13 protein-coding genes are annotated in these 11,943 nt (G+C 61.9%); 4 read left to right on the top strand and 9 right to left on the bottom strand.

Annotated elements, in window-relative coordinates; genetic code table 11:
- Positions 1-2 precede the first annotated feature (2 nt).
- The 7 genes from clpS to SPITH_RS04525 form a co-directional block, all read right to left on the bottom strand.
- The gene (gene clpS, locus SPITH_RS04550; RefSeq protein ID WP_014624543.1) at positions 3-350 is read right to left on the bottom strand and encodes an ATP-dependent Clp protease adapter ClpS; all 348 of its coding nucleotides are present in this window, start codon (positions 348-350) and stop codon (positions 3-5) included.
- The gene (locus SPITH_RS11940) at positions 292-633 is read right to left on the bottom strand and encodes a CxxCxxCC domain-containing protein (protein ID WP_014624542.1); all 342 of its coding nucleotides are present in this window, start codon (positions 631-633) and stop codon (positions 292-294) included. Before SPITH_RS11940 ends, clpS begins: the two co-directional genes overlap by 59 nt.
- Positions 630-2,639: a hypothetical protein gene (locus SPITH_RS04545; RefSeq protein WP_014624541.1), complete on the bottom strand. Its 2,010-nt coding sequence runs from the start codon at positions 2,637-2,639 to the stop codon at positions 630-632. Before SPITH_RS04545 ends, SPITH_RS11940 begins: the two co-directional genes overlap by 4 nt.
- Positions 2,636-3,313: a tetratricopeptide repeat protein gene (locus SPITH_RS04540; protein WP_014624540.1), complete on the bottom strand. Its 678-nt coding sequence runs from the start codon at positions 3,311-3,313 to the stop codon at positions 2,636-2,638. Before SPITH_RS04540 ends, SPITH_RS04545 begins: the two co-directional genes overlap by 4 nt.
- 3 nt (positions 3,314-3,316) lie before the next feature.
- On the bottom strand, positions 3,317-4,075 hold the full coding sequence (surE, locus tag SPITH_RS04535) for a 5'/3'-nucleotidase SurE (RefSeq protein ID WP_014624539.1): 759 nt from the start codon (positions 4,073-4,075) through the stop codon (positions 3,317-3,319).
- Positions 4,075-5,220 carry a galactokinase gene (locus SPITH_RS04530; protein WP_014624538.1) on the bottom strand — a complete coding sequence of 382 codons (1,146 nt, stop codon included), beginning with the start codon at positions 5,218-5,220 and terminating at the stop codon, positions 4,075-4,077. The genes surE and SPITH_RS04530 overlap by 1 nt, the downstream gene beginning before the upstream one ends.
- A gap of 185 nt (positions 5,221-5,405) precedes the next feature.
- The gene (locus tag SPITH_RS04525) at positions 5,406-6,110 is read right to left on the bottom strand and encodes a 5'-methylthioadenosine/adenosylhomocysteine nucleosidase (RefSeq protein WP_014624537.1); all 705 of its coding nucleotides are present in this window, start codon (positions 6,108-6,110) and stop codon (positions 5,406-5,408) included.
- Positions 6,111-6,250: 140 nt separating this feature from the next.
- On the opposite strand from SPITH_RS04525, the gene SPITH_RS04520 reads away from it, so the two are divergent.
- Genes SPITH_RS04520 through SPITH_RS04505 form a run of 4 tightly spaced genes read left to right on the top strand, consistent with a single transcriptional unit; the run spans position 6,251 to position 9,263 of the window.
- Complete coding sequence (locus SPITH_RS04520) at positions 6,251-7,225, top strand: amino acid--tRNA ligase-related protein (RefSeq protein WP_014624536.1); 975 nt, start codon at positions 6,251-6,253, stop codon at positions 7,223-7,225.
- Between the two features lie 36 nt (positions 7,226-7,261).
- Positions 7,262-7,825: an elongation factor P gene (gene efp / locus SPITH_RS04515; RefSeq protein WP_014624535.1), complete on the top strand. Its 564-nt coding sequence runs from the start codon at positions 7,262-7,264 to the stop codon at positions 7,823-7,825.
- Between the two features lie 17 nt (positions 7,826-7,842).
- Complete coding sequence (cysK, locus tag SPITH_RS04510; RefSeq protein WP_014624534.1) at positions 7,843-8,799, top strand: cysteine synthase A; 957 nt, start codon at positions 7,843-7,845, stop codon at positions 8,797-8,799.
- Positions 8,796-9,263: an RrF2 family transcriptional regulator gene (locus SPITH_RS04505; protein ID WP_014624533.1), complete on the top strand. Its 468-nt coding sequence runs from the start codon at positions 8,796-8,798 to the stop codon at positions 9,261-9,263. Before cysK ends, SPITH_RS04505 begins: the two co-directional genes overlap by 4 nt.
- A 54-nt stretch (positions 9,264-9,317) precedes the next feature.
- On the opposite strand, the gene SPITH_RS04500 is transcribed toward SPITH_RS04505, so the two are convergent.
- Both SPITH_RS04500 and pyrF read right to left on the bottom strand, forming a co-directional pair.
- Positions 9,318-10,481, bottom strand: coding sequence for a mechanosensitive ion channel family protein (locus tag SPITH_RS04500; protein WP_014624532.1), 1,164 nt, complete (start codon positions 10,479-10,481; stop codon positions 9,318-9,320).
- Positions 10,481-11,875, bottom strand: a complete 1,395-nt coding sequence (gene pyrF, locus SPITH_RS04495) for an orotidine-5'-phosphate decarboxylase (protein ID WP_014624531.1) — start codon at positions 11,873-11,875, stop codon at positions 10,481-10,483. Before pyrF ends, SPITH_RS04500 begins: the two co-directional genes overlap by 1 nt.
- Between the last annotated feature and the right edge of the window lie 68 nt (positions 11,876-11,943).

The raw sequence follows: 11,943 nt of genomic DNA, 5'->3' as shown, positions 1-11,943 counted from the left end.
TCCTACGCCTTCTCCACGGTGCACCTCAGAGGGTGACCGGCTTCACGTGCACGTCTGTGTACCTGGGCGACCTTGGTCACGGCGATGTCATAGGGGTAGGTCGCCACCTTTCCCTTGCCCGTGCGGTGTACGGTGAGCATGATCTTCGTGGCCTCCACTCTGTCCTTGTGGAAGATATCCACGAGGATGTCCACCACGAACTCCATAGGCGTGAAATCGTCGTTGAGGAGGACCACCCAGTACATCTCGGGTTCCGAAACCTCGGTCTCCTCCTCCACCGCCTCCTCTTCTTCAAAGAGCGGCGTCCATTCCTCTGCCACGGTTCCCTCCCTTGCGGCGATATCCTCCATGACGGTAGAACTGCACGTACGCACATTCCCTGGGCATGTACCTGGCCCACAGGGCATGGAATATCGTCACCTTCCTGCACTCCCTACACACCTTGAATCGACGTTCGTACACCGTGCACAGATTCGTCTCACTATTAAGATAGCGACACGGAGAAGAATAGTCTATGAAGACCGTGCCATCGGGCTGGACCTCCTTGGTGTAACAACACCTCCCGCAACGGTTGCACAGGTCCTCCCACTCCTTCCTGCCGCGGACGAGGTAGTACCAAAGAGCACCGATCATTGCGCTGGTCCGAAGTACCCCGATTCGTCCCGTCCGGAACGACTGAAGAAGCGCACCTCCACTTCCACGGGGATGAAGGAGCGGCCGAAATCGGGGTTGGAAATCGAAGTATACGAGAGCACGTATCGCCCCGAGTGCTGACTCCCGATCCTCTGTGCAAGATCGGAAAGGCCTCGGGGGGCCGAGGGATCGAACACCTCGCCGCCCGTCTTCTCGACGAGGTAAGCGAGCTCGTCGGGGATGGTGCGTCCACCCGACATGTCGACCACGTGGAGGGTGATCTCGTTCTGGAGGAAGAGGCCCAGAATGGTGTCGATGCTGTACGAGGAAAAGGCGCCGGGAGGGAAGGCACCCGAGGAGAAAAAGACCACCGCTCGTTTGCCCCGATACTTCAACACCTGGAAGGCCGCCTGCCTCAAGGCGAGATCCGGCCTCCAGCGTGAGGGGAAGGCCCCTTCCACCAGGCGGTCGGGGGAGAGCGGCTCTTCCTGACCCGACTCCGCAAGGAGGACCGGCTCGTCTTTCGCGGCGAAGACCGCCACCGATCCCTGAGAAGAGAGAGAAGGGAGAAGGGAGGCGACGAGTGAAGAGAGACGGCCCGCATACCTTCTCATTTCCGGGGAGTGCTCCAGGATCAGGGCCACCTCGCTGCGGGCGCTCCGATCCGCCTGGAAGACCAGCCGGACCTCTCCCGGGTTTCTCCCCCCCTCGGTGAAGAGGAAGTTGGAGTTCTCCAGTCCCACGAGAGGCCTCCCGTCCCGATCGCGCACGGCCACGTCCACGAACACCTGCGGGAAGTCGCGCGCATCCACCCGCTCCACGTCCACATAGAGCCCGCCGTAGACCGCCGCCACCTCCACCATGAAATGCACCTGGTTGGTATCGATGTCGCTCACCACCAGATCTCCGTTGGGGGTCCGCGCCATACCCATGAGACGCCTGGCCGAGAGCTCACCCACCCGGGCGAGGGACCCCGTGGACGGATCGTAGAGGAGCAGTCGATCGCCCGCCGTGAGGAAGAACCGTCCATCCGAAGGGTACAGGGTCTCCACCTCACGGAAGAGCCCCTTCCCCATCTCCCTCAGGTAGTTCCCCTCGGTATCGAAGACCACGATGCTCCCCCGCGCGGTATCGGCCACATACACCTCACCTCCTCGAACGGCGATCCCTCTCGGCCCCTGAAGCCCGGAGAAGTCGCTCCCTCCCGTCCCGAAAGAGAAAAGGAACTCCCCCTCGGGGGTGAACTTGCTCACCCTCCGGTTTCCCCACTCGGTGACATAGACATATCCCTGTTCATCGAACGCAAGGTACTGAGGGCCGAGAAGCGCACCCGGGCCCATCCCCCTCTTGCCGAAGCTCCGCACCCTTCGGCCGTATCGATCGAGCACGGAGATCCTGTCCGCCATGAACTCCGACACATAGAGGAACCCGTCCGGAGAGAGCTTCACATCGAAGGGGGCCGAGAATCCCCCGAGCTCGCCTTTGAAGCTCTGTATGAACCTGCCGGTGGGGGAGAGGTGTACCACCTCGTTGCTCCCGAAGGCAGCGATCCATATCGAACCGTCGGGTCCCACGTCAACACCCGCGGGGTTCCGGAAGAGGATCCGTTCCCCCTCCCTCGCCTCCTTCTGAAACACGGACACGAACGAGATCCGGTAGTCTTCCTCAAGGAGCACACCCACCCATCTCTTCACGGTTTCGTACTTGTACTGAAGGTACGGGGGTGCATGACCGTGGGAGAGGACGTACTCCCACTCTGTGAGCGCTGCGTCGTAGAAACCGGACCTGAGGTAGGCCCTCCCCAGCCAGAGATGTGCCTGGAGGAGGTCGGGGCGATAGGAGAGACTCTTCTGAAACGAGAGGATGGACTCGTGGAGGAAACCGAGATGGAAGGCCCTCACCCCCCACCTGAACTCCTCCTCGGCCCTGATGCCTTCGATGGAAACCTCCTGTGCGAGGAGACCTCCGGCGAGCCCAAGCCACAAGACGAGCCAGCGCATCCTCATGGCCTCTCCCCCACGATGATCTCGTAGTGTTCCCTTATGGTCGGAGAGTCGGGAGCAAGGGCGTGGGCCACCCTGATCACATTCCTCGCCTCCGCGAACTGACCGTTCTTGTAGAGCGCCCATGCGAGGGAGTCCTGGTACGCGGGGTTACGGGGCGCCTTCTGGACCGCCTTCCTGCAGTACTTGAGGGCGAGGGAGAGCCGCACCCCCTGTTCGGCGAGGAGGTAGCCCATGGAATTGAGGGCACTCGGGTTGTCCGGATCGAGGGAAAGCGCCTTTTCCGCGGCGCTGAGACTCTCTCTCAGCTCACCGAGCATGTACCGCACATGAGCGAGGGCGTTGTAGACCGTGGCGGACTCGAATCCCTCCTCGACCACCCGCTCGAACTCGAGCTGGGCCAGCTTGTAGCGTTCGGTAAGTGAGTAGATGTATCCGATGAGCATACGAACCTGGTACCGCTTGAGTGGATGCGTATCGGTGGTGAGAACCTGCTCCAGGTAGAGGAGGGCCTCCTCGTACTCCCCCAGACGTGCGTAACAGAGTCCCATGTAGTAGGCCTGGTCTGAGGGACTCAACCCCTCGGTTCCGTCGGAAGAGAGGAACTCCTGGAGGGCTTCCCGGTACTTCCCTTCCTGAAAGAGCTGTTTCCCGCGCTGGAAGGGGCTCTCCACCATGCGTCACTCCCCCAATCGCGCCTGAAGGGACATCAGGCTCCTGTGACATACAGGATGCACCAGAACAGGGGAAATGGAAATCCCCCCCTCGTCCACCACGCTGCAATCCAGCGGCATATCCTCTTCGAAACCGCAGCCGGGGGCTTCCGAGACGTGCACCGCGGTACCGTAGACGATGAAGTAACGGGAACCGTCCGGTCCTTCGAACCGTTGCACCGAGTCCGAGTAGACCCTCCGTGCAGGTCGGGTGACCACCACGCGGGGGGACCGGGACTGGAGGTTGGGTGCGTTGATATTGAAAAAGAGATCCGGTTCCCAGGCATCGACCAGGCGCTCCAGGGCCTCGCGTATATAGAGCGCGAACGGCTCGAACGCATAGGGCGGAGAGTCCGCAAGAGAGACCGCGAGTGCCGGGAGGTCCATGAGGGCGGCCTGGCGGGCAGCGGCCGCGGTTCCCGAGTAGAGGATGTCGGTTCCGAGGTTCGGGCCGGGGTTGATGCCGGAGACCACCACATCCGGCCTGGTCTCCGGGCTCATGCAGGCGACCACCACGCAGTCGGCCGGAAACCCCCCACACGTGTATATCCCCGGGGCGCGTTCCCTCACCCGGATGGGTGTCCTGAGGGTGATGGTCTGTGATGTGCCGCTCATCTCCTGCTCAGGGGCCATCACCACCACCTCGTAACGATCTTTCAGTGCCTCATGGAGGGCCCACAACCCCGGGCTCTCGATCCCGTCGTCGTTCGTGAGGAGCACCCGCATCAGGAGATCACCTCGACGCCATCGGAGGGTCTGCACTCATACACGTCGGCCGTGAAACCGAAGATCCGCTCGTACTCTTCCACCCTCTCACGATAGAGGGAGACGGCCCGCTCCTCCAGGAACGTCACGATGCACCCACGGAGCCCCGTCCCCACGAGTCGCGAACCGTATACATCGGGCACCTCGAAACAGCGTTTGGCGATCCAGTCGAACTCCGGGCAGGAGACCTCATAGTTGTCCCTGAGGCTCTCGTGCGACCGGGAGAGCACCCTCCCGAAGAGCACCTTGTCTCTCCTCTGAAGCGCATGCCGGGCCTCCTCCACCCTGAGGAACTCCTCCACCACGTGGAGGGCCTTCCGCCTCACGTGCTCGGGGATGCGACCCATGGAAGATCTGAGCTCCTCCACCGAAAAGTCGCGGAGCGACCGTCGCCCCTGTTCCCGGAGGAAGTCTGTGAGGAACTCTTCGAACTCCTCGTCCATTCCCCCGTACTCCTCGGTGAGGATATGCTCGGGCACATTCGCATCCGTCAGGAGAAACGTCGTCCCCGGGAATCCCAAAGGCAGCACCTCGGTCTCCCAGGTTCGGGTATCCACCATCACCAGATGATCCCTCTTCGCGTGGAACATGGTGAGGAAATCCACGCGTCTGGGCACGGTGCCGAGATACTCCTCCTCTCCCGCCTGGATGAGATCGATGAGCTGCGCCTCGGAGATGTGCACCCCGCTCAAGGTCGCGAGAGCTACCGCAAAGGCCAGTTCCATGGCGCTCGAGGAAGCCAGACCGATCTGCGGTTTCACCGTGGAATAGATGGTCACCTCGAGGCCGTGCGGGGGAGCCCCCCAGTCCAGAAGCTGTGCATAGAAACCCTTGAGATAGTTCGCCCACCGGTCCTCTTTCCTATATTTGAGGTTGGGTATGCTCGTCTTCTTCCTCTCTCGGAGGGAGGCGGAGTAGAACCTGAGGGAGGAGTCCTTTCTCCTCGAGATAGCCACATCCACCCGGTGGGAGGCGGCGAACTGGATGGCCCGGCCCTCGTGTTCCTCGGTATGTTCACCGAGGAGACTCACCACACCGGGAGCCGAGACCGCTATCTCTGGGAGGACTCCATATTCCTCTCTATGGAGCTCCCGGATATCAGACATGCCCACGTCCTCCTGGTACGCTTTTCCCCATATTACCCGAAAAAACAAATCTATTCAATAAAAAATCGTTATTCTTTTACAGTACAAGAGATTTCCAGGGGGAAACCCGATGGGGCGACCGTAGGCCACACTCTTCGCCAATAGGATCCTCGGGCCCCTCGTTCCCCAATCCCAGAGACACCACCTCATTCCCCTCTCTCCCCGAGTCTATCGAGGAGAAAGACGAGGGCCTCCGCAAGATGGGAAGAAGCGCGGCCGAGGAAGGCCGCGAAGTCCGAAGGGGCATTGCCGTCCGCCCTGTCGGAGATGATCCTGAGAAGGAGGAAGGGCGTCCGGTTCACCGTACACACCAGCCCTACGCTCGCGCCCTCCATCTCCACTACATCCCCTCCGAGCTCCTCGATGAGGTAGGCCATCCGCCCCCTCTGCGCCCCTGCCACGAACTGGTCCCCGGTGAGGACCCGCCCTTCCCACACCCTTCCCCACGAGGGCGTGAAGCCCTGCATGAAGGCACGCAGACAGGGGTCTGCCTCCAGCACGTGGTAAGGGGTGAACGGGACCTTGCCCCGAGGTATCCCCAGGGCCGTGGCGTCGAGATCGTGCTGCATGCAGTCACGAGAGACCACGAGATCCCCTATGTCGTAGGAGGGGTTGAGGGCTCCCCCTATGCCGGTGAAGATCACCGCCTGCGGTGTATATACCTCGAGGAGGTGCTGGCAGACCATGGCGGCGAGGACCTTGCCGACCCCGCTCTTCGCCACCACGAGATCGAGGGATCGATAACGCATCCGGTAGATGGGGAACCCGTTCCAGTCCTCTTCGGAGATGACATGGAAGACGTCCCGGTATGCGGCGATCTCCTCGTTCATCGCGCCGAGTACAAGATACATACCCATTCTCCCGCCGGTACCATTCCTATACGATCACCTTCCGACCTGTCAACACAGTATACGTGCCTCACCCCGCCGGAACGAGACCTCCGCCCCCTCACCCCTTCACCTCCCCCACTCCCCTATGCTACAACACCCCCATGCGCTCTCTCCACATCGCCCATATCCGCGCCCGCCTCCTCTCCGAGCTGCGCGCCTTCTTCCGCGCACACGACCACCTCGAAGTGGACACCCCCCACCTCGCCCCTTACCTCATCCCCGAGGCCCACATCCGCCCCTTCACCACCACCCACCACCCTCTCCACGACACTCCCCGTGCCCTCTCCCTCCTCCCCTCCCCCGAACTCTGGATGAAGCACCTCCTCGCCCAGGGATACGGCGACATCTTCCAGATCTCCCACGTCTTCCGGGACGCCGAACCCCCCTCTCCCCGGCACAGCCCCGAGTTCACCATGCTCGAGTGGTACACCACCGGCTCCACCGCCGACGACCAGATCTCCCTCACCGAGGAGCTCTTCGCCACACTCGCCCACTCCCTCGACGCCCCCCACCTCTCCCCCCCCTTCCACCGCCTCACCATGGAAGAAGCCTTCACCCGCTACGCAGGCTTCTCCCTCGAGGCACACCACTCCCGTGAGGCCCTCGCCTCCCACGCCACGCGACTCGGCCTGGAAGTCTCCCCCCGCGAGAGCGCGGAGGACCTCTTCCACCGCATCTTCCTCACCTTCGTGGAACCCCACCTCCCCATCGACCGCCCCCTCGTCCTCACCCACTACCCCACCCTCGTCCCCACCCTCGCACGCCCCATCCCCGACACGCCCTGGCGCGAACGCTGGGAACTCTACGCAGGGGGGATGGAACTCGCCAACTGCTATACAGAGGAGACCGACCCCGTCCGGGTGGAACGCTTCATGGAAGGCGAACTCACGAGGCGAGGCACCTCCACCCCTCCCCCCCCTCCCGACTTCCCTGCCACGTGTGCGCGGATCCCCCACCCCACGAGCGGCGTGGCCCTCGGCGTGGACAGACTCCTCATGTACCTCACCGGCGAAAAGGACATAAGGGGGGTGATCTTTTTCCCATTATCTGATACTATAGAAGAAATAGTGGACTAAAAACTTAATGATTATCGAACGGAGAAGCTGAAGGATATGATCAAGGCAGGAAGCATCGACAAAGGCATGTATCTCCTGTACAAAGGAGAGCCCTACTTCGTGGCCGAGCGGGAGTTCGTCAATCCCGGCAAAGGATCCGCATTCGTGCGGCTCAAACTCAAGCACGTGAAGACCGGGCTCGTACTCAGAGAGACCATCAAGACGAACGACTCGGTGGAAGAGGCCAACATCGAGGAACGACGCGCCCAGTACCTCTACAGCGACGGCACATCCTTCCACTTCATGGACAACGAGACCTACGAGCAGTTCGAGATCCCCATGGAAGGACACGAAGAGAAGGGTCACTATCTCAAGGAGGGCGAGGTGTACGACCTCGTCTTCTGGAACGGCGCCCCCCTCGACGTGAAGCTCCCCCCGAAGATGGTCCTGGTGGTCACCGAAGCCCCCGAGGCCCTGCGGGGAGACACGGTGAGCAACGTCACCAAGACCGTCACCTGTGAGACCGGACTCCAGGTGAAGGTGCCCATCTTCATCAAAGAGGGAGAGAAGATCCTCGTCAACACGGAGACCGGCGAGTACGTGGAGCGCGTGAACACCTGACCCAGGAAGGAACGGCGGTGCCTGCAGGCAGCACTCGGAGAAGAAGAGCACGACGGAATCTCATCGACGACATCACGGCCCTCACCGGTAACACCCCCCTCTATCGGCTCAGCCGGATCTCCGAAGAAGAAGGCAACACCCTCCTTGCGAAGCTCGAGTGGTACAACCCCACCGGTTCGGTGAAGGACCGGATGGTGGCCCACATCCTCAGCCAGGCCGCCTCCTCGGGAAGGATCAAACCGGGCGACACCATCATCGAACCCACGAGCGGAAACACCGGGGTGAGCCTCGCAGCCTTCGGAGCGGCCCGAGGCTACCGGGTCATCCTCGTGATGCCCGACACCGCCCCGGTGGAACGGCGCCACATGCTCGCAGCCCTGGGTGCCCGTCTCGAACTCACCCCCGCCGAGCAAGGGATGCGGGGGGCCATCGAGCGGGCCGAGGAGCTCGTAGAGGAGATCCCTGACAGCTACATGCTCAGCCAGTTCATCAACCCCGGCAATCCGGAAGCCCACTACCAGACCACCGGGCCCGAGATCTGGTACGACACCGAAGGACAGGTGGACATCCTGGTGGCCGGCATCGGTACAGGCGGCACCATCAGCGGAGCGGGGCGCTTCCTCAAGAAAAAGAAACCCGAGTGCCTCGTGATCGGCGTGGAGCCCGCCGAGTCCGCCGTGATACACGGCGGAGAACCGGGCAGGCACGGCATCTCCGGGATCGGAGCCGGCTTCGTCCCCAAGACCCTCGATCTCAAGGTGGTGGACCAGGTGGTCACCGTCTCGAGCGAGGAGGCGAAGGAAGGGGCGAAACGCATCGCCCGCGTGGAAGGCCTCCTGGTGGGCATCTCCTCCGGGGCCGCGCTCATGGGCGCACTCGCATATCTCTCATCTGCGGGCATCAAAGGCGCGCAGGTGGTCATCATATTCCCGGACAGCGGGATACCATACCTGAGCACGGGGTTGTACCGATGAGAATCACCACAAAAGGTCGATACGCCATCAGGGCGATGGTGAACCTCGCCCTGAGCACGGAATCCAAGCCCATACCCATCAAGAAGATCGCGGAAGAGGAGAGCATCTCCCCGGAGTTCCTCGAACAGATCTTCTTCAAACTGCGCAAGGTGGGCATCATCGATTCGGTGAGGGGGCCGGGAGGAGGATTCGTGCTCTCGCGACCTCTCGAGAGCATCACCATCAAGGACATCTTCGACGCAGTGGACGAAGGCCTCGGCATCACCCCCTGCACCGAGGAAGAAGGCAAGTCCGGGCCCGAGCTCTGTGAGAAAGCCGAACGCTGCCTGCTCTACGAAGTCTGGAAAGAGACCGCCTCCCACCTCCGTCAGTACTTCGCCTCCATCACCCTCAAGGACCTCATCGACAAGGCCAAGAAGGGCATGTACGAAGCCATCGTGGAAGGACAGGACTTTTCGATTTAGCACACCTGAAACCTGAGATTCGTTCTCTAGGGCCCCTGCAGGATACCACCTGTCTTACTCTTCCATGCCTTCGATCTTTCCAGGCAGTTTGTGGATGTACACATCCCGTTGGGGATAAGGAATCTCAATACCATTGGCCTTGAAGGCCTCCCATATCGCGAAGTTGATCCAGCTTCGGGCGGGGTACTTCTCGTCGACGTTCGAGATCCAGGTGTAGAGGGTGAAGGTGATGCCCGAATCGTCGAACGAGTTGAGGTAGACCACCGGCGGCCTGTTCTTCACCCTGTAGGGACAGCGTTCCCCCACCTCGAGGAGCACCTTCTCCACCAGGCGCACATCGCTCTTGTACGAGACCTGCACCGGATTTCGGAGCACCACCCTCCGGTCGTAGTGAGAAAAGTTGTAGACCGCCTCCTGGACGATCTTGGAATTCGGCAGGATGATGCTCTCGTTGAAGAGGGTGTTCACCACCGTGGTGAGCATACGTATCTCATGGACCGTTCCCTCTATGTCGCCGAACAGGATACGGTCTCCCTCCTTGATGGGCCGGGTGGAGATGATGATGAGCCCTGCGAAGAAGTTAGCCACCACCGACTGGAGCCCGAATCCGATTCCAAGACCGAGCACCCCGAGGAGCACCATCAGCGAGGAGAGGTTGATCCCTATGAACGAGAGTCCCACCAGAGAGACGAAGACGATCGTGAGGTAACGGGCCAGGTTCACCAGGGTGAACCGACGCGACGGATCCATTCCCTTCACACGCTGGAGGATGGAGTGCTCGAGCATCCGACGCATCAGGTTTCCACTCACCGTGGCGGCATAGAACACGGGGATGAGGAGGATGAGAGTGATGAGAGAGATGCGGGTATCCCCCGTGCTGTAGAGGGGTTCGTTAAGCACGGCGTAGATCTTCCCCAGGTACTCACCGAGCCTCGTACCGAAGAGGCCGAAGATAAGGAAGAAGGCGAGCAGTCCGAAGACCACCCGGAGCGACCGCCGGGTCCAGCGGAGGATACGCCTCTTCGTCTCCTCCTTGAAGCTGCTCCTCTGAAGAAGCCTGGCAAAGACGAAGCTGAGTACCCTGTAGAGGAGCACCGCACCAACCAAAGGGATGAGGAAGGAAAGGATCACGTCTCCTACGGTGAAGGGAAAGTCGAGTCCCCCGATGCTCAGCGGCTTCGAAAGGAAAGTGATCAACGCCTTCCACATCTCGTCCATCAGGTCTCCTCTACGAAGGCGCGCATCCTCTCCTCTTCCCCTTCGGTGATGAGCCCCATGCCCCTGCACACCGGGAGGAACTCGCGGATGTGGGCATAGGCGTGGAGACGGATACCGACCTCTTCCATCTCCTTGCGTCCCCGCACCCCGCGCTCCAGAAGTACCACGAGGTCTTCAACCACAAGGCCTGCATCCCGGAGTACCGTGGCCGCCTCGATCTTCGAGCCTCCTGTGGTGATGAGATCGTCCACCAGAAGGACGCGTTCCCCGGGCTTCCACTCCCCTTCCACCCTGTTGCCCGTGCCGTAGCCTTTGGCGTCGAGTCTCGGATAGATGAGCGGCTTCCTTAGATGGAGCGCAAGCCCCGCGGCGATGGGAAGCCCGGCCGTGGGGATCCCTGCAATACGATCGAATCCGAGCCCTCGTGCGAGCGAGGCGTAGGCGCTGATCACCTTGGGGAAGAGCTCGGGGAACGAAGGGACGCGGCGTAGGTCGATATAGAACGGAGACCGCTTCCCCGACTTGAGGACGAAGTCGCCCACCTTGAAGCACCCGGCCTCCACCAGTCCCTTCAGTACACGCTCCTTCAGCCCCTCACCCGTCCACCCGCGGCCCGCCGCCTGCGCATCCCGTATCTCCTCCACCACCTGCGCCGCCGCTTCTCCCGGATCCTCGGCCCGGGCGATCCCCCGCGCCACCACCACCAGCACCCCCAATCCCTCCGCATCCATCCCCGCCCACACCGCATCCCCCGCACTCCCCCCCTGCGCCCCCACCCCCGGGGCGAGGAACCACACATCCGGGAACCGCTCACGCAGGAGAGAAAGGGCCTCGGGCGTGTTCCCCGCCACCACGAGCCCCACCTCCCCGTCCCACCGCACCGCCTCGTCGGCCACCCTGAGGAAGAGCGGCTCTCCTTCCACCTCCAGCTCCTGGAACCGCCCGGCGGAAGGGTTGCTCGTCCGACAGAGCACGAAGACCCCCTTCCCCTCATAGGCGAGGAACGGACGTGCCGCATCCTCACCCATGTAGGGCGAGAGGGTCACCGCATCCACCCCCAGCCACTCGAAGGCCGCACGCGCGTACGCCTCGGCCGTGGCTCCGATGTCGCCACGCTTCACATCCAACACCACCAGGGCATCGGTCCGCTGGTGGACCAGTTCCACCGTATCCTTGAGCGCCCGCATCCCCTCAGTCCCCCACGCCTCGTAGAAGGCACTGTTCGGCTTGTAGGCCACTGCATAGGGGGCGGTCGCCTCCACGATGCGGAGATTCTCCCTCATGAGGGCCTCGTAGGGGTCCTGCGTTCCCTCCGGAAGACGAGGATCGAGCCCCACACAGAGGAGGGATCGTTTTTGTCTTGCCCGGTCGGAAAGTGCCTCGAAAAATCCCACGGACGCGCTCCTTTTCAGTATACTCACAGTGTAATGCTTATAACACGGAGAGCATACCTGGTGCAATG

It is taken from the genome of Spirochaeta thermophila DSM 6578, from assembly GCF_000184345.1.
GTDB classification, from domain to species: domain Bacteria; phylum Spirochaetota; class Spirochaetia; order Winmispirales; family Winmispiraceae; genus Winmispira; species Winmispira thermophila.
Note: the sequence above shows the minus strand (reverse complement) of the source record. Positions and strands in the feature narration are given on the sequence as shown.

Bases quoted from the DNA above. Each gene is read 5' to 3' on its own strand.
- clpS (WP_014624543.1), bottom strand. From the start codon at position 350: ATGGAGGATATCGCCGCAAGGGAGGGAACCGTGGCAGAGGAATGGACG.
- SPITH_RS11940 (WP_014624542.1), bottom strand. From the start codon at position 633: ATGATCGGTGCTCTTTGGTACTACCTCGTCCGCGGCAGGAAGGAGTGG.
- SPITH_RS04545 (WP_014624541.1), bottom strand. From the start codon at position 2,639: ATGAGGATGCGCTGGCTCGTCTTGTGGCTTGGGCTCGCCGGAGGTCTC.
- SPITH_RS04540 (WP_014624540.1), bottom strand. From the start codon at position 3,313: ATGGTGGAGAGCCCCTTCCAGCGCGGGAAACAGCTCTTTCAGGAAGGG.
- surE (WP_014624539.1), bottom strand. From the start codon at position 4,075: ATGCGGGTGCTCCTCACGAACGACGACGGGATCGAGAGCCCGGGGTTG.
- SPITH_RS04530 (WP_014624538.1), bottom strand. From the start codon at position 5,220: ATGTCTGATATCCGGGAGCTCCATAGAGAGGAATATGGAGTCCTCCCA.
- SPITH_RS04525 (WP_014624537.1), bottom strand. From the start codon at position 6,110: ATGTATCTTGTACTCGGCGCGATGAACGAGGAGATCGCCGCATACCGG.
- SPITH_RS04520 (WP_014624536.1), top strand. From the start codon at position 6,251: ATGCGCTCTCTCCACATCGCCCATATCCGCGCCCGCCTCCTCTCCGAG.
- efp (WP_014624535.1), top strand. From the start codon at position 7,262: ATGATCAAGGCAGGAAGCATCGACAAAGGCATGTATCTCCTGTACAAA.
- SPITH_RS04505 (WP_014624533.1), top strand. From the start codon at position 8,796: ATGAGAATCACCACAAAAGGTCGATACGCCATCAGGGCGATGGTGAAC.
- SPITH_RS04500 (WP_014624532.1), bottom strand. From the start codon at position 10,481: ATGGACGAGATGTGGAAGGCGTTGATCACTTTCCTTTCGAAGCCGCTG.